The sequence below is a fragment of the Edaphobacter dinghuensis genome (genome assembly GCF_014640335.1).
Taxonomy (GTDB): Bacteria; Acidobacteriota; Terriglobia; order Terriglobales; family Acidobacteriaceae; genus Edaphobacter; species Edaphobacter dinghuensis.
This window is the reverse complement of the sequence record NZ_BMGT01000002.1, coordinates 699,630-717,351: the sequence shown is the minus strand read 5'-3', so window position 1 is coordinate 717,351 and position 17,722 is coordinate 699,630. Positions and strand designations below refer to the sequence as shown.

Genomic DNA, 17,722 nt, shown 5'->3' with positions numbered 1-17,722 from the left:
AAGCGACTTCATACCTCTAAGTCTAGCGGACGCTTCAGGATCACCGACCTCACTTCCACCGCCCCACACACAACCGTCCTGGCCGCCACTGCTGCACTGTCACTGCCTCTTGCGGGACCTCAGCCGCAGTCAGAAGGCGTATCCAATCCTCCTTCCGGAAGGCCCGACGGAAGGATATTGGTCCATCGTGCCGCACAAGCCAGTGCCATCGCATCCATCCAAATATCCGACTACTCCACTTCGACCGTTCCAAATCATTGATAAACCAACCGACTTGCACAGTTGCTTCCATCCACTTCAGCAGCGCGATGATCTCCTCGTCTTCCAGATGATGCGCCATCAGCGAACTAATGACGATGTGCATCGGCTTCTCCGGTCGATACACCATAGCATCGCCTGTTATCCATGTGATTCCGAGCTCCTTCGGCGTGGACTCCACTGCTGCACGCGCAGCATAAGGATTCAAATCGATCCCCGTTAACTGTACAGCGATGTCCCGTCTCAGTGCCCAGCCTGCAATCTGCCGTAGAAAATCGCCGCCACCACTGCCTATATCAACAATGTGTAATGGATCATTCAATTTATGTGGCAACCGTTTCAACCAGGCCAGTGTTGGCCGATAACCCAGCAGCCAGCGGTTAACTGTTTCCAGGCTGCGCAGGCAGTCGCGGAAATCCTCATAGCTACAGTCACCATCCATTAGTTCTGGCAACTCGCGTGGAGAGGTTCGCCGACTGAAGTCGATGTGTGCACTAGACCGCATGGAAGAGCATTATCTCCGCTGTCAGGCCAGGCCCAAACGACATCGCACACCCACGCTGTCCGGGGCGTGCTTGCTGCATTATTCGCTGCAATACAAACATCACTGTTGCCGATGACATGTTGCCGAAGCACGATAGAACTTCGCGTGACGCTGCTAGCGCATCGGTCGGCAATTCCAGTCCCTTCTCCACCGCATCCAGAATCGACCGTCCGCCGGGATGCACCGCCCACAGATCAATACCGTCTCGCTCCGCCATCAGTTCACCCTCATGCAGCGCACGGCACAACTCACCCGGTACCTGTCCGGAGAGGAACATGTCGAAACCTAGCCCGCGAATCTTCCAGGTAATAAGTCCACGTGTCTCTGGCACCATCACCACCTTGAAGCTCTCTAGCGCGAAACCCTGCTCTCGAGCAGTGATTAGGCTCGCCGCTGCACCATCGGCAAAGAGCAGGAAGGAAAGCACCTGCTCCAGCTCCTGTGTCTCCTGGAAGTGTAGCGTGCACAGCTCTAGGTTGACCATAAGAACACTCGCCTTAGAATTTGAGCGAACAATGTGTCGCGCTAGCTTCAGCGCATTGATTGCGGCATAGCATCCCATGAATCCAACCATCGTGCGCTCTACGCCCGTTGAAAGCTCGAGGTAGTCGACGATCTCAAAGTCCAGCCCAGGTGCATAGAGCCCCGTGCAGCAGGTCACCAGAACGTGCGTAATACTGGAGCGTTCCTCCTCGCTCAGAGCAAGCCGGTCCACAGCCTTCCGCATCAGCACCGGAGCGCTCTGCTCAAACAACTCCATACGTCGCGCAGTGTTGGGAAAGTTGCCCAGCTGGTAAAACTCATGCGCGTCATGCAATGGGAATTGCCCGGAACCTTTTTGCGGGTTGAGGAACGAATAACGATGCGCGATATCGGCGCGATTTACCATGCGGCGGAAGACCGTGCGTAGCCGCGGGTCAGCGAGCATCTTCTCAGCGAAGACGACGAAGGTGTCATGCACATCATGCTCTGGTACGGCAGTGGCGATGCGATTCAGGTAAGCCGTAGTCATGCACAATGGCCCTCAGCCGGATAATAGAAATTAGATGTGGGTGCGTCTTTGGAAAGCTGGACCACGGGGAGGCGACGATCCGGCAACGGTGGGCTATTTGAGAGAACAGGTTCCATGTTTTCAACACAACGGCTACTTGTTTGAGACGAGACCCTTGCTCTTTTGATAGCACTTTGCAGCGAGGGAATAGGATGACGATTTGTTCATGGAGGACGGAATCATGAAGATCGCCAAGCACTTGTTGTATTGACGTGAATATGGGCCTCATAATGAATTGGAAGTATACGCACCGGAATTGATTGTTCTGCTCGCTCTTATGGCAGGAGTTGTTGTTTAGGTTACCCTGTCCTTTATCTAACTTTCCCGATCCGTCCATTCTGAGTAGACGCAGATTACCAAATCGTCATCCTGCGGCCTTCCGGAGCAGGCAAATTGTGATCTAAATGTCTTACCATGATTCATGAGACTTCTGCTGGTCGAGGATGAACCTGAGATTCAGAGCTTCGTTAAACAGTCTTTGGTTGAGGCCGGATACGAAGTAGATACGGCTGAAAGTGGGAATGCCGCAATTCAGTTGGCGTCTCAATATGCCTACCACGGTCTCATTATTGACCTAGGACTTCCGGATCAAGATGGCATTGACCTAATTCTCCAGCTTCGTGGCTCTGGCATTAGTAGCCCTGTATTGATACTTTCAGCCAGAAGATCGGTTGACGATAGGGTCAAAGGCCTTGAGCAAGGTGGTGACGATTACCTGACAAAACCTTTTGCAGTCGCAGAATTATTAGCGAGATTGCGTAATCTTTTGCGGCGTAATCTTGCTACCAGTGAGGAGGCAACCCGCCTCCGCGTACTGGACTTAGAGCTGGATTTCATTAGCCGTAGAGCTTCTCGCGGTGGAGAGGTGCTAAATCTAAGTCCGCAAGAATTTGTACTTCTGGCGTATCTGTGTCGACACGCTGGGCGTGTCGTTACTCGATCGATGCTTCTCTCCGAAGTATGGGGAATGCGAATTCAACCTAACACCAATGTTGTTGATGTACACGTCTACCGCCTGCGCGGCAAGGTGGATACAGAAGGTCATGAGCCATTGATCAAGACCTTGCGAGGTATTGGCTATGTCCTCAAAGACCACTAATCCCATCATGTATAGCGCTGCGTGGCGTATCTCTCTGTGGGCAACTTTGGCATTTGCTATTGGGACCATGTTTGTTTTTGCGATGCTTCATCGCTTTGTTGCGAATGACATTCAGAGGCGGAGTGACGCTTGGCTCTCTGGAGAGGTTGCGGTTCTGGCTGATGTTGCTGGACGAACGCCGAAAGATCGACTCTACGGCAGAGTTGTGGGCGAAGTAGCAGAACTTGCAAGCCGAGAGGTACCCGATAAACTCCGTTCCAACAGCAATGAGAACGACTCCGTCTTCTTTCTTCAGGCTGGAGATGACGGGACTCTGAAACTTTGGGTAGGTGCCGGTGACGGGGTGCCTAACTTAGCAGCGATTCGCGCGCGCAAGTTCATTTCGGACGTTCCCTATGACTTGAATGTCAAAGGATTTAATCATCCTTTTCGAATAGCATCTGTACGGCTCGATGATGGGAGCCACATCTATCTCGGCCTTTCGGAACGAGATGAATTGCGTGTGTTGAGGAACCTCCGTTATCGTTTTTTCTGCCTCTGGCTGCTCATCGTGCTGTTTGGTTCTGTGATTGTGTTCTTCGTGACCAGGCGTATGCTGGGCTATGTTCGCGAGATAACGGAAGCCGCGTCCCGGATTGGGCAATCTGATTTGAGCAGCAGGGTTCCGATCAGCAAACGAAACGACGAAGTAGGGCATCTGGCGCTAACGCTCAATCGTATGCTGGACCGAATAGAAAGCTCGATGCATCAATTGCATACCATCACTGAGGCCCTTGCTCATGATCTTCGTAGTCCGTTGACGGCAATTCGGGGAAAGCTGGAGATCGTTCTAGCGGGCGATTTAAAGATGGAGCAAAGTGAGCCAATTGTCTCGGCCATCGATGAACTGGATCGACTAACGGAATTTCTAAATGCTTCACTTGATGTTGCTGAAGCGAAAGCTGACGCGCTTAGACTTTCGCTCTCAGAAGTCGATCTTGATCGAACGATTCGAGCCATGATTGATCTGTACGAACCTTGTATGTCGGAAAAAGGGCTTCGAATGAATCTGCACAGCGCTGGTCCTGTCTTTATCGCGGCAGATGCAGCTCTTTTACATAGAGTGATCGCAAATCTCCTCGATAACGAACTCAACCACTTGCCCGCATCATGCACCGTTTCCATAAAACTTGGCACAAGCGAGGACGCTGCAATGCTGATTGTGGAGGATGATGGTCCGGGATTTGCTTCGGAGATTGGCCTCCACATGTTTGAGCAGAGGGTGAAAGGGAGAGATTCCAAAGGGCATGGCCTGGGGCTTACATTTGTTGAAGCCGTAGTGCGCGCTCATGGAGGAAGTGTGACGGCGTCGAACCGTTCAGAAGGAGGGGCCTTGCTGTCGATTTCCTGGCCTCGTGAGACAGGAGAGGAGATCGAAGCTCCTCATTCTCCGACACATCTCAACAGATAAGCACATGCAAGCCTTGTCTATTCCAGCTCTTTGCTCCGACTCGAAAATAGGTCTTTGACGAGATCATGGTACGGCAAGAGTACTGGCAAGATGCGAGCATACCTACAAGCCAGTGGGATCGTATTCCCTTATATCAACCTTGACCAAGGTATACCGTTGTGGATTTTCAAGATGGCTCAGGATGGTCGACGGGATATAGTAACGAAGATCAACTAGAGATATATGATTTTGCAAACTGGAACCTTCTACAAAGCTATAAAGGCGGGGTAATTTGCCGAAAGAGTGCCGACCGCCTCTTCACCTTCGGCGGGGACGAAGATGTGGAGCAGGAGTGTTTTTCTTAACCCCCTAATTTCCAAGGTTCTTATAGAGGTTTTCATTTCTGAATAGAATCGAGAGCCGTAAAATCAACTATGTTGATTACTTATTACCTCAATAGCACAGTTAAATAACAATAAAATGCATTGAAGAATGTTTCGACAAAGGTGTAGGCGAAGAGTAAGAGAGTTTGGATGGTCTCGGCGATATTCAAGGCACAGGTAAAAATAAACATTCACTTATGCATAATCTATATAAAACAGGAATTGCACGATTGCATCAAGACATTACGATTGTGGGCGCTGGCCTAACAGCGGCGTCGAGAAGGGTCGTCGTGCAAGCGCTGCCTGAATGTCATATTCTTGCGTCCGAATTGGATTCTTGGCAGGTCGTGCGATTCTGCACACTGGTTGGGCCATCGATTTTGATTGTGGATGAAGAATCTCTCTTACAGTTGAAGTGTGAGCAGGTTCCGGCCGCCGAATATCTGTCGACAGTGCAGGTTCTTCTGCTGTGCCGAAAATGTAATGAGGCTTCTTATAAATCAGCTCTTTTGGCTGGATGCTCTGGTGCGTTGGCGCTGGACTCTCCCTCAGAGAATCTGCGGAAAGCAGTGAAGACCATAGGTGAAGGAGATTTGTGGTATCCGAGAAGTGTGCTCTCTGCGTTGGCCCGCAGGTCAATCTTGAGCAGGAGCATTTTGCGAAAGAAGTTAACAGCGCGTGAGACAGAAATACTGCGATTGGTAGGAATGAACCAGAAGAATCAGGCAATTGCAGATCAATTATTTATTAGCCGCGACACAGTGCGGTGGCATCTGCGGACACTGTACTCGAAGATCGGAGTGAATAATCGCTTGGAAGCGCATCAGTATGCGCTTAAACATTATGGTGATTTTTATGAGGCTGAGTCATCTCGGGAAGATAGCCCATCGGAGCCCGTCTTGCTTTAAGGAAACTTAGGCTGGGGTGGCTAAAACTCTCCTATCTCCTTTTTGGGTTTCTCTTTATCCCTTAGTTGAGGTAGTAATTAGAGTGTCCAGGGTGCTTTCAATAGGGTTGCGATGCCCGCGAAAAAGCTTACATTCTTATTGTCGAAGACGATATTTCTATCCGCACATCGGCCTCTGAAGTTCTTGCCAGATTAGGTTATAGGGCTAGATCTTCCCACATTTCGCATCTCTGCGAGCGCAGATGCGAAATGGTATTCCTGACACCATTCTCTCAGATCTTAATATGCCAAGTATGTCCGGTTTTGAATTGCTGACAGTGGTTAGTCTCCTGTTTCCCGCGATTCAAAGAATTGCTATGTATGGCTATTTTTTAGGCGAAGATGTACCGGTTGGTATTGTGGTGGATCTCTTTTTGTTTAAAAGAGAACTAATCCTGCCTCTTTGGTACACATAGTGGAAACGATGACTCCTAAGGAATGGCATCTCTCGCATACTAGATGACCCGTTAGTTCCTTTATAAAGGCAGCGATTTCTCTGAAGGGATGCTATCCGGTGACAAATTCTTCGCCATTAACTCCATAACATGCGATTTACGCAAGCGAGACGCGATATCTATGGATAGGGCTTGCGCAGAAGGACACCGGTAATATGCCGACGACGGTGGGAAATTAAATCCACTTTTTGGAACGGTGGAGGGGAGTGGGTAAAACCCTCCTGTTGATCTCCTTCTGTCTCCTTCTACTCTCAATAAAGGAACGTGGTTTATCGTCTCATCCGCGCACATTTTGAACGCGACTAAATTGTCTTCGGATGGATGAGAACTGCAGATTTGGAGATTTATCAAACAGTTTTGCCTTATCAACTTTGTAATGATTTGCCAGGCCTTTTGAAAGGAAAGCACTCGTGAAGCGATTCGCTCTTGCAACTCTATGCTCACACCATAGAATGAACGCGACTTTTTGACAGAGAACGCATTTCTAGATGAAGAGAGCGGAATTGGCGTCATGATAAAATTTATAAATCCTATGGTTTATCACAAAAAGATTTGTGTTGTCGGCGAATTCGGCGTCGGCAAGACGAGTCTGATCTCTCGGTACGTGTATAGCCTCTTTTCCGAGAAGTATCACACAACAGTCGGAGTTAAAATCGATAAGAAACAATGCTTGGTGGGGGATTCTCAAGTAAATCTCGTTATATGGGATCTTGCGGGCGAATCACCCTTGAGAACTCTCAAGCCAGCCCAGATCCGCGGTGCTTCTGGTTTTCTTCTAGTTGCAGATGGAACTCGCCCCGATACGCTAGATATAGCAATCGCTCTACAGCGGAGAGTCATTGAGATTCTTGGGCCAGTTCCGTTTATTTTTTTGCTCAATAAGGTGGATCTCGCCGCGGAATGGGCTGTAAATAGGGATATTACTGACAAGCTTTATCAAAAAGGTTGGGATGTCCGACTATCTAGTGCAAAAACCGGGCAGGGAGTAGAAAATGTGTTTGTCGACCTGTCAAGGCGTTTGATCCAAATGGACGGAGACCCCATTGTCGATCATTGAATCTGATACGGAGCAAGGAGTCTATTCACTAGCTCAGTTATTTTCAATAATGGATTACGCTGTGATTGAAGTTACCAGTGCTAATTCTTTTCATCTGAGTGCGGAACCTGTATGGTTTGATCCTTTGGTAACTTCCAATGAAAATCAGGTGCTCACAGATCGCTTTCCATTTTTAGAATCATTTCTGCCGGAAGCATTTCTTTTTTGGGAAAAACTGCAGGATGGTCGGATTCAATCAGATTTTTGGACTCAAACGAATATTGCTGGTGAAGAAATTCACCTGCTAGCCTATGCCGTGTCCTTGAACTGGCGCAGATTCCTTCTGATTCGATCAGCAGAAGATCTCTACAAAGAGCGCCAGACGTGGCAGATGTATGCTCACGAAACGGCTATTCAGTTGAGAACGATTGCTCGTCTGCAACGTGCTATGGAAGAAACGACACATGCACTCAAAATTGCCAATGTGAAATTAAATGAACTTTCAATACAGGATTCTCTTACGGGAGTATATAACCGTCGTCATTTTGAACATACCTTTGATCTTGAGCTAAGAAGGACCTATCGCTCAGGAGAGCCGATTTCGATTTTGTTTATGGATGTTGATCATTTCAAATTGCTCAATGACACATTTGGCCACAGCGCTGGCGATGAATGTTTACGCTCGATTGGAAAGCTGCTCAAGGACTTTTTGCGTCGGCCCGGCGATTTGGTCGCCCGCATTGGCGGAGAAGAATTTGCGGTCGTCCTCCCAGGTATTGCCGGCAGTGCAGCTCTCCAACTTGCGCAATCAATTAATCAGAAGATTCGAAATTTGAAAATTTCCAACACAAATTCAGATGCCGACATTAGGACTACGGTTAGTCTTGGCGTCTATACTCGACCACCAAAGGGTGAGGAAACAATGTCGCAGATTTTACAGATCGTAGACGGCGCTCTTTATCAGGCAAAACGGAGCGGACGGGATAAGGTAGTTGTTGCTTCGAGCACGTCTAAGAATCCCCATTGCTTGCATGTTGTTAAAGCAGGCCGTAAATATTAGTTGCGTTCCATCTCAATATGTTTCCACTGGAAGGACAGAAATAAATGTCGCGAACAAAGATCGAAACTGATGGTGCATCAATCGAATCCCAACCGATTTCATCTCAGGAAAATTCTCTCGACACAGCGGCAAGTGTTGACAAGATTCGGGATATCATTTTTGGCTCGCAAATCAAGAATTATGAGGCTCGTTTTGTGCGTCTGGAAGAGGCGTTAGTCCGTGAGACCTCCGAGCTAAAAGACACGATGCGTAAGCGGTTCGAATCCATCGAATTGTTCTTCAAAAATGAGTCTGAAGCACTGGCTATACGTCTTCGAGCAGAGAGAGAAGAACGTACGTCATTGATCTCAAATCTAGAGCGAGACATGAAGGACATGCAAAGCGCATTTACTAGGCGTTTGAACGACATAGACGCTGCAATGAGCGAGGGTCAAAGTGCACTGCGTAAAGAACTGATGACGGAGTCCAGAAAGCTGCAGGAAGAAATAGAACAGCGGCACGATAGCATTCGCTCTTTGATGGAAACCCGTGTTTCGGATCTACGTGTTCAAAAAACAGACCGTGCTCTCATGGCTGATTTATTTCGTGAAATGGCAGCGCAACTCGATAACGATGAACTTTCTTCTCCAGAATAGCGACTAAGCATGCATGGAGACAAGGAGCACATTGAGCGAGCAACAAGTCGAAATAGGCTCTGAAAAAGACTTCATTGAGTTGCGTAAGCTCCTACTAGGCGATCTGATTAAACAGTTGGAGGAGCTTCGCAGGCGACTCGATGATCCCAACTTGCGTTCAGAGGAGGTAAGCAAGGTTCTTGCTCAAGCACTCTCACTCTCGATTAAGCATGATCGGAGAGTTCAGAACGCACTACAGCCTATTGTCGAACAATCTCTGCGTATTTCAGTAGAAAAAGATCCAGAACTACTAGCCGGTACCTTATTTCCAATTATTGGGCAGGCCGTTCGCAAATCGGTTACCCATTCTATCCAGCATTTGCTCGATTCGCTGAATTCTATTTTTTCTGATGGGTTTTCGCTCAAGCGCTGGCGCTGGCGTATTGAAGCCTTGCGTTCTGGTAAGACCTTTGGAGAAATAGCACTCGCACGCAGTCTTGCATATTGTGTGGAGCACGTTTATCTTATCCATCGAAAGACAGGGCTTTTATTGGCAGAGTCCAATAAGAACTCCGATATTTTACAAGATGCAGATCTAATTGTTGGAATGCTGACTGCCCTACAAGATTTTGTGAGAGATTCGTTTGCTACAAATAAGCAAGATGATCTCGAAGTGTTGCACATTGGAGAGTTCAAGGTCTGGCTTCTGCACGGACCATTGGCAATTCTTGCGGTGGTCGTAAGAGGTCAACTACCACGAGAGCTGGAATTACGATTTGCCGAAAAAATCGAGCACATACATCAAAATTTTCAAGGACACCTTATAGCCTTCGAGGCAAGTGGGCAGCCAATTTTCGAAATTGCTGCCGGTCTGAATGATTGCCTGCTTAGTAGTACAGCCACCCCGGCGAGCTCTTCATACACAAAGTTCAAAATTGCTGCAGGTATTCTTTTTGCTGCAATCTTTATTGGGTTCTTTGTTTATGCTCGCCAAGAGGTGCGATGGCAAAATTATCTCAGCGCTCTTCGTCAGGAACCGGGAATCGCTGTGATTGAAGAGCGTCATAACTGGACGAGTTTTTCCCTCATCGGCTTACGCGATCCAATGGCTTCCGATCCCCAAATGCTGTTGGCAAAATTTCATCTTTCCCAGGAAAGAGTGTCAGAGCGCTGGGAAGAATATCTCTCGCTTGATCCACATTTAGCCGACGTTCGAAGACTCGATACGGAAAAGAATGACTTGAACAAGATGGTCATACGTTTTGAACTAAACTCAACCATAATTCCTTTAGATCAACTTCCTTTAGTAGATACTGTAAGCGATCAGATTCGAGAGTTGAGCCTTAGTGCTTCGTCACAAAACAAAAAAATACGAGTGAAGGTACTTGGGCATGCAGATCCTACAGGTACGGAAAGCCACAATGCAGAACTCAGTCAGCAGCGTGCTGAAACAATGGTGAGATTATTAGCTGCTCGTGGCGTCGACGCTAAGATCCTTTTGCCAGTAGGCTTGGGCGATAAGATGCCAGAAAGAAATGGCGCTGATCTATATGAACAAAACCTGGATAGACGAGTTACGTTTGTAGTAATTCCGGACGGAAGCGAATGAAGCCAGAGCATGATGATCGGAGATGAAGCTTATGTTAAGCCAAAGGATCGCAATCGAGTCATCTGCATTCGGTGGAACATCACTAACACCTTTGATCTGTCTCTTTAAAGCATCGATGATGACAAATTTATGATATTCGCGGTTAGTAAACAGTTCGTAGTGCTGAATACAATGCGAGCAAGACCCATATTCCTTGTATCAGTGCTATAGAGAAATTTATGTGTACCTATAGGGCGCAATTGCGTTTCTTGTGACTTCATTGCGTGTATGAATCTAAACCACGCCCGGCAATGCATGCGATAAATGAGGTATATCGGTCGCTTTACTTAACGATAAACTTGAGAAGACTGACATTGGTTATGCCGTAGGCAGGATAGGACGAGATGAAAAGAATTCGACTCTTTGTGGTGGACGATCATCCCGTAGTGCGCAAAGGAGTCGAGAGTATTTTTGATTGCGAAGCAGACATCGAAGTAGTCGGCACGGCGGCATCCGCGCAGGAGGCGCTGGAGCGTATTCCTGACTTGCATATAGACGTGTTGTTGACCGACCTGCGCATGGAAGGGATGAGTGGCGACGAATTGATTGCGCAGCTACACCAGACCTGCCCGGATGTCCGGGGTGCTGTGCTCACAAACTTTCACTCTGATGAGGATGTCTTCCGCGCAATGCGCGCCGGCGTGAAGGCGTACCTTTTGAAGAGCTCGCCGATGGAGGAAGTTATTGCAGTAGTTCGACGAGTCTATGAGGGTGAGCGATGGATTCCGCCTCACATTGCACAGCAACTGGCTGATCGCGTGGCGCGCGATCAGCTGAGTAATCGCGAGGTAGAGATCCTACAGCTTATTGCGAATGGAATGAAGAACCGCGAAATCGCAAATACGCTCTGTATCAGCCAGCACACAGTGCGTAATCATGTAAATAATGTGCTGGAAAAGTTGAATTCACGCGACCGCACCGAAGCAGTGACGATCGCACTGCGTCAAGGACTGGTGCGGTTGCGCGAAGACTAAATGCGCTCCCATTGGAAGCGAACCCAATCGAAGAGAGAAAATCGCCTACCGTATGGAGCGGTGATGGTGACGACGGTACTCTCTCCCGGCACGCTCCGGATATCGATGACTGCACCAATACTAGCTCCGCGAGTTACCATGCTTTTCAGTCCTAGCCCACTCTTTGTGTCATTCTCATGGATGCCGGAGCCGTTGTCAGCAATGGTGAGGCTCACCTCCTTGTTGCGGTAGTGTAAAGTAACCGTCATCTCGGTGGCGCCACTGTGGTGCAATACGTTGGCAGCGGCCTCCCGGCCAATAAGGAAGAGCGCATCATAGACGGCTGTAGACATATGCCGTGGCTCGCCGATGCGGTGGAGCTTAATGGGAAGCTGACTTCCATTGAGCATAGACAACGTCGAGCGTTGCAGAAGTGTGAGCAGATCGCTTTCTTTTTGCGCTACGGAATGCAGGGTCGAGATACGCGCACTGGCTTCGCGGTGAGTATGGGATGTCATCTCACAGGCAGTGTCGAGCTTGTGCATAAGCGGCGCAGGCACAAGACCAAGCTCACGCAGTCCCTTACGCATGCTCTGTAAGTGAAAACCGACACCGGCAAAACTCTGTGTGAGCGTATCGTGCATCTCTAGAGCGAGACGTTCGCGCTCCTGCAGAATGGCACGCATCCTCCAACGTTCAGCCTTGAGGTAGATATAGACGAGGCCAACGACAAATAAGATGACAATTGCGATGAGATAGAAGAGACGCCAACCGCTGTTCCACGGAGGTCCAGCAATGACCTCTATGTCAGCAACGCTGCGCGGAAAGATGCTGAAGGGAACCTCTTCTGCCTTGGATGCGGACTGCACGGAGCAGACACCTCGCACGCGCAACTCACTGCCCGTCTTCCAGCTTCTGAAGACGCTGCTCGAGAGGCCTTGCGCGACGATGACATTGAAACGTTGTGCTCTGTCCTCCAACTGCAGAGTGATCATGCCGTCCGGCGAGATGGCCTTGGAGAGCAGTCTGCCATGACTTTCAATAAGAGAGCCCTCAAAGGTACCACTGGCAGCTTGTGTGAAGGTAATTGAAGCAGGCACGAAGGGTGTACGGTCCCAAAGGAGCCGTACTCCCGACGTCTGAAAGATCAGTGCCGCGCCGGTAGTGATGGCGCGACCGTAGATCTCGACCTCGTCGCCCAGGTTGAGAAGCTCGGAACTGAGCATGTTAACGGCGATACCGCCGGTTGCATCCTGCACATATAACGGATCGGTGAGAGTAACTACGCCACGCAGGCGCACAAATGAGCCGCCAGAACGGCTAATATCGAGCGATTTGATGCTGCGCAGCGGAGCCTCTTGGTGAACGGCACTCTCCATATAAGCGGCATCAGCGCTGTCGAGTGGAACCAGGTCTGCACCGTGGGCGTAGGCCAATCGCATACGGGCGTAGTCGTCTTCACGCAGGGGGAACTCTGGATACCCAATGACATCCGCATGTTGCGAAATGGCCTGTAGGTCAACAACCGAGGCAGGCTCGACATGAATGTTCTTCCACGCTCCGCCCGTACTGAGCGAACGCAATCCGATCTGACCGGAAGGTGAGCAGCCGGTTGCATGCATGGCAGCCCACGACATCTGCCCGGTTTGCAGATTGGTAACTTTTGTAGCCAGATCGCAGTCGACGACGACTGCATGAATGCGGTACCAGACCCCGGAGTGTACGCCGCCTGCAATGGAGACGGGACGGTTCTCCAACCAGTCATAATTGCCGATGCCGGTGACGAGCGCATTATCCCGCGATCGGATGGCAGTGTAGTAGCCGCGATAAGAGTTGATACCGTCCTCGGCATCGCGCGCACGCAACAGGATGCCGACATCGCCGCCATGTCCGAGCATCTCCACATCGGCGGTCATCTGATAGTTCGTCCAACTGCGACTGCCCGTGAGCACCTTGGCCCCAAGCTCATCGGAGCGGTTAATAATCATGCCATCCTTTAAACTCCAGACACCGCCAAAGGCATTCCATCGCTCCGCTCTGTTGTGTGCGAAATCGTCTCTGTACGGAAGGCGCTGCCTTTGCAGAAAAGCTCGCAACGGCAGAAAGGCAACGGTTAATGTACTGAACGCAAGGATAACGGCGATAATACGTGTGCGTGGGCTCATGGCTGACTCCTGTGCATGAGCAGAAGCTGCTGGATGCGCTCGTCACCGATGTTTTGGCGCGTAATAAGCGAGGGCTTGAAGTAGACAGGAGAGCTAACGGGCCGATGATGATGTTCGGCAATGATATTGTCCACCGCGGCCGAGCCCATGCCGCGCATGTTCTGAATCAGAATCGCATCGATCGCTCCTTGGCGCAGCAGCATCAGAACCTCAAGAGTCTGATCGCAGGCAATAATACGCACCCGATCTTCAACATGCAGAGCATGCACGGCGGCAGCAGCACTATAGCCTTCACGTGGCGTAAGTGCAACAATCGCTTTTAGCTCCGGATGTTCCTGAATGACGCGCTCCGCGACAAGTTCGGAAGAGCCTATGCTGAACGACCCAACCATCTTTTCAACGACATGGATTTCTGGAGCGTTTTGTTGGAGCGCTGCTTCAATAGCATCGGAGCGCTCGACATTACCCGGAGTCTGCGGGGCGAGGCCGAAGATAGCGATCTCGCCATGTCCGTGAAGGATTGCATCGAGACGACTGGCAATGAGCCTGCCGGCCTCTGAGATATCGCTCAATACGAACGACAGGCGTGGCGAAGGCGTGATATCAATGGGTTCGCCAAGCACAACGACCGGAATACTATGCGCAAGAGCCTCACGAATGGCACGGTTCATCGTGAAAGAAGTGCTTGGCTCTATGATGATGCCGTACGCGTTTCCCTGAATGGCACGCTCCGCCAGTTCGGTCTGCTCCTGTAAGTTGGCCTCATCGGAAGGACCGTTCCAATAGACATTGAGCTTTGCGCGCGCGGTTGCTTCGCCTATGCCTACGTGCTCGGAGAGCCAGCGCGCATCGGAAGAGAATCGAGGGATCACAACGATGCGATTGTGCATGGGCGCACGGCGACATGCGCTCATACACAGGACTGATGAGAGGGCCACCGCTGCCATGGCACGGTAGCGATGGCGACCAGTTACGGGATGTACGGGTTTGGTGGCGCTCCGCCATGTTGATAGGGCGCGTACCAGTTGTGTTGCGTTGACCATTTGGTTTGATATTTCACATTCTGTGGACCTGTGGGCAAGCTGTCCTGTACCCGTATCATCCACATTGCAAGCTCCGCCATCAAATTTGCCTGTTCCGTGGCATGTTCGGGTTTGTCGAAGAGATTCTTCAATTCACATGGATCGGTGCGTAGATGGTAGAGCTGACCATAGCCCATCATGTCGTAGACGAGCTTCCAGTCTCCCATGCGAACCATCTTTTGGTTGCCGCTCTGTGTAACCTTATTCAGTTCGTCCCAGGAACCGGTGCGCGTAGGATCGTGAGAGATCGAGGTAGGTACTTTGTCGGAATCTTCGTAGTACAGACCGCCTAATCCGACACCCGCATAAATGCTACGGAACTCCTCTTTTGGGAAGTCTTCTCCGCGAAGAATAGGCCACAGGCTCCGTCCCTGCACACCGTGTGGAATCTCTGCGCCCATTACCTCACATAACGTCGGCATCAGATCAGCCATGGAAGTAAATGCCTCCAGTGCTGAAGTTCGGGGCCTGACTCCGTATCCACACCATATCTGAGGCGTGTGCGTAAGATCTTCATAGAGACCAACTCCTTTTCGTCCCAGGCCATAATTCATCAGGTAGTCCCCGTGATCGGAGGTGAAGACAACAAGGGTGCGCTTCATGAGACCTTTCGCTTCAAGATGATCTTTGAGCCGCTTGATCTGGTCGTCGATCATGCGCAGAGCACCGAGGTAATTCGACTTGTAACGTCTCCATAACCTCTCTGTATCGGGAAAATTGTCTTGTTGCAGGCGGTACTCCCACTGCGCGCGCTGCCCCATCTTCGAAAGAGCGTCTGGCCCGGCGCAACGGCCGGGTACAGACTCCGGCGGAAACATATTCCAGTACGGCGCAGGCACTTGCTCAGGATCGTGTGGCTCAGGGAAGCCAACCTGCAAGATAAATGGCTGGCTGCTTGTTTCGTCTATAAATGCAATTGCATCCGAGACGATGCGATAAGGGATCTGAGTGCTCAATGGATATGGGGAAGGCTCTTCGGCGACATTGAAGTGCAATCCCTTGAGCCAGACGTCAAATTTTTTCGCATCTCCAGGAGCGTCTTCATCGTCGCGGCTGCCTTCGTGCGTATATTCGCGCCACACATCAAGACTATCCTTCTTGAGATAGGTATGATTTTTCCCTGTCAATGCAGTGCGATAGCCTTGACTCTTCGCTACCTGGTAAAGATCCTTCTCGAAGTAAGCATCCTTCGCTTGGAGGTTCATGCGGACATGAGTTGCTTCCGGCCAGCGACCCGTAAGCATAGATACGCGGCTGGGAACGCAGAGCGGTGTAGTGCAGTAGTTCCGCTCAAAGCCTATGCCGGCTTTCTGCATGCTGTCGAGTGTGGGACTGGTATCCAATGGATACCCCGTTGCTTTACTCAGACCATAGTGGCGTTGGTCAGCCACGATAAAGATGACATTCGGCCTGTCGACTGTTGTCTCTTCCGCTTCCAGTACCTCCGGCAGCGCGGCAGTTGCTGCGGTCATCGCGCTGAGTTTTAGAAATTCGCGCCGTTCCATTATGTCTCCTTTTGGGTGTCAATCTGTCTGTGTCATGCGCGGAGTATGGTGTTTCGGATATTGCAGATCGGGAGTCAGAGTGTCCTCCACGCGCATCATCCAGCGTACGAGCTCCTGCATCAGTTCACGTTGCACTTTCGCATAGCGAGTGTTGCCCAAAAGGTTGACCTGCTCATGCGGGTCTGTAGTCATATGGAAGAGTTGTCCATAGCCCATCATGTCGAGCGTTAGCTTCCAGTCTCCCATGCCCACCATCTTCTGGTTGCCGCTTTGCGTAACTTTATTGAGTGTGTCCCAACGATTAGGATCATTAATATCTTCGGCAATAGACAGGGGGACGTTGTCAGCAGCATCGTAGTAAAGACCGCCGAAACCGGTACTTGTGTAGACACTGCGGAAGGTCTCGGCTGGTACAGACTGACCGCGCAGCAGCTTCCACAGACTGCGTCCCTGCACGCCAGTTGGGATATCGGCGCCGATCGCTTCGCAGAAAGTGGGCATTACATCGGCCATGGAGACAAAGACTGGTGTCGACATCTGGCGCACTCCAGGGCCTGCCCAGATCATGGGGATATGTGTGAGCGCATCATAGACACCGACGCCTTTGCGGCCAAGACCATACTCCATCATGTAATCGCCATGGTCAGCGAGGAAGACAATGAGAGTGTTCTTGTTCAAGTTGTTGCCACGCAGAAAATCGAAGAGGCGAGCGATCTGATCGTCTACCATGCGGATAGCTCCAAAGTAGTTGGAGATGTAACGACGCCACGTCTCATCTGTATAAAATGCGGTGTCATATTCAAGCCGATGCAGCCATTGCATGCGATAGCCCATACGCTGTGCTGCCTCTGGACCAGGATTAGGCTGATGCATCGTCTCTGGTAGAAACATGTTCCAATAAGGCTTCGGCAACTGGCTGGGACCGTGAGGCTCGGGAAAGCTGACCTGCAGAAAGAATGGCCGTCCATCTTCCTGTTTCAGAAAATCGATAGCGTCGGAGACGATGCGATGGCTGATCTGGCTCTCGATAGGAAAAGGTGTCTCCTTTTGCGCTACACCCATATCGAGAGTGCGAATCCAGCGATCAAACTTCTGATCCTCTAGCGAGCCTCTCCTTCCGATTGCACCCTCATGCCCATACTCGCGCCAGAAGTCGGTATCCGAAGCGGTGAGATAGGTATGGTTTTTGCCGGAGAGACCAGTGCGATAGCCGCGTGCCTTCGCCACCTGATAGATGTCCTGTGTAAAGACGGCGTCGCGGGCATCGAGGTTCATGCGTACGCGATGCGCATCCGGCCAGCGTCCCGTAAGCATGGAGATGCGGCTAGACACGCAGAGCGGTATGGTGCAGTAGGCATGGTTGAAGCTGGCGCCGCAATCCGCCATTCGGTCAAGCGTAGGACAAACATCTGGTCCTCCAGCCCGTTTGCCGAGCCCGCCGCGCAACGCATCACACACGATAAGAAGAATATTCATCCGCACTTATTATTCATA

Annotated in this window: 15 protein-coding genes; 9 read left to right on the top strand and 6 right to left on the bottom strand. The window is 50.5% G+C overall.

The window, feature by feature from the left end; all coding sequences use genetic code 11:
• Positions 1–49: 49 nt before the first annotated feature.
• Together IEW09_RS08545 and IEW09_RS08540 are read right to left on the bottom strand one after the other, a co-directional pair.
• Positions 50–763 carry a methyltransferase domain-containing protein gene (locus IEW09_RS08545; RefSeq protein ID WP_188553741.1) on the bottom strand — a complete coding sequence of 238 codons (714 nt, stop codon included), beginning with the start codon at positions 761–763 and terminating at the stop codon, positions 50–52.
• Complete coding sequence (locus IEW09_RS08540) at positions 753–1,814, bottom strand: type III polyketide synthase (protein WP_188553740.1); 1,062 nt, start codon at positions 1,812–1,814, stop codon at positions 753–755. Before IEW09_RS08540 ends, IEW09_RS08545 begins: the two co-directional genes overlap by 11 nt.
• 460 nt (positions 1,815–2,274) lie before the next feature.
• Here IEW09_RS08540 and IEW09_RS08535 point away from each other — a divergent pair, with 460 nt between their 5' ends.
• From IEW09_RS08535 to IEW09_RS08495, 9 genes are all read left to right on the top strand, one after another.
• On the top strand, positions 2,275–2,952 hold the full coding sequence (locus IEW09_RS08535; protein ID WP_188553739.1) for a winged helix-turn-helix domain-containing protein: 678 nt from the start codon (positions 2,275–2,277) through the stop codon (positions 2,950–2,952).
• Positions 2,933–4,402: an ATP-binding protein gene (locus IEW09_RS08530; protein ID WP_188553738.1), complete on the top strand. Its 1,470-nt coding sequence runs from the start codon at positions 2,933–2,935 to the stop codon at positions 4,400–4,402. Before IEW09_RS08535 ends, IEW09_RS08530 begins: the two co-directional genes overlap by 20 nt.
• Before the next feature lie 508 nt (positions 4,403–4,910).
• On the top strand, positions 4,911–5,672 hold the full coding sequence (locus IEW09_RS08525; protein ID WP_188553737.1) for a helix-turn-helix transcriptional regulator: 762 nt from the start codon (positions 4,911–4,913) through the stop codon (positions 5,670–5,672).
• A gap of 241 nt (positions 5,673–5,913) precedes the next feature.
• On the top strand, positions 5,914–6,126 hold the full coding sequence (locus tag IEW09_RS08520; protein WP_188553736.1) for a response regulator: 213 nt from the start codon (positions 5,914–5,916) through the stop codon (positions 6,124–6,126).
• A gap of 505 nt (positions 6,127–6,631) precedes the next feature.
• The gene (locus IEW09_RS08515) at positions 6,632–7,222 is read left to right on the top strand and encodes a Rab family GTPase (RefSeq protein WP_229739195.1); all 591 of its coding nucleotides are present in this window, start codon (positions 6,632–6,634) and stop codon (positions 7,220–7,222) included.
• On the top strand, positions 7,209–8,261 hold the full coding sequence (locus tag IEW09_RS08510; protein ID WP_188553735.1) for a GGDEF domain-containing protein: 1,053 nt from the start codon (positions 7,209–7,211) through the stop codon (positions 8,259–8,261). The genes IEW09_RS08515 and IEW09_RS08510 overlap by 14 nt, the downstream gene beginning before the upstream one ends.
• 44 nt (positions 8,262–8,305) lie before the next feature.
• Entirely contained in the window at positions 8,306–8,896 is a 591-nt protein-coding gene (locus IEW09_RS08505) for a hypothetical protein (protein ID WP_188553734.1), read from the top strand.
• Between the two features lie 31 nt (positions 8,897–8,927).
• Entirely contained in the window at positions 8,928–10,484 is a 1,557-nt protein-coding gene (locus IEW09_RS08500; RefSeq protein ID WP_188553733.1) for an OmpA family protein, read from the top strand.
• A 383-nt stretch (positions 10,485–10,867) separates the two neighbouring features.
• The gene (locus IEW09_RS08495; RefSeq protein WP_188553732.1) at positions 10,868–11,497 is read left to right on the top strand and encodes a response regulator; all 630 of its coding nucleotides are present in this window, start codon (positions 10,868–10,870) and stop codon (positions 11,495–11,497) included.
• Here the strand turns inward: IEW09_RS08495 and IEW09_RS08490 are convergent.
• From IEW09_RS08490 to IEW09_RS08475, 4 genes are read right to left on the bottom strand one after another with little or no spacing between them, the layout of a single operon-like run.
• Positions 11,494–13,641, bottom strand: a complete 2,148-nt coding sequence (locus tag IEW09_RS08490) for an ATP-binding protein (RefSeq protein WP_188553731.1) — start codon at positions 13,639–13,641, stop codon at positions 11,494–11,496. The genes IEW09_RS08495 and IEW09_RS08490 overlap by 4 nt on opposite strands.
• Positions 13,638–14,555: a sugar ABC transporter substrate-binding protein gene (locus IEW09_RS08485; RefSeq protein WP_188553730.1), complete on the bottom strand. Its 918-nt coding sequence runs from the start codon at positions 14,553–14,555 to the stop codon at positions 13,638–13,640. The genes IEW09_RS08490 and IEW09_RS08485 overlap by 4 nt, the downstream gene beginning before the upstream one ends.
• Positions 14,556–14,611: 56 nt before the next feature.
• Positions 14,612–16,228 (bottom strand): sulfatase family protein, encoded by a 1,617-nt coding sequence (locus IEW09_RS08480; RefSeq protein WP_188553729.1) that lies wholly within the window; start codon positions 16,226–16,228, stop codon positions 14,612–14,614.
• An 18-nt stretch (positions 16,229–16,246) separates the two neighbouring features.
• Positions 16,247–17,704 carry a sulfatase family protein gene (locus IEW09_RS08475; protein WP_188553728.1) on the bottom strand — a complete coding sequence of 486 codons (1,458 nt, stop codon included), beginning with the start codon at positions 17,702–17,704 and terminating at the stop codon, positions 16,247–16,249.
• Positions 17,705–17,722: the final 18 nt, after the last annotated feature.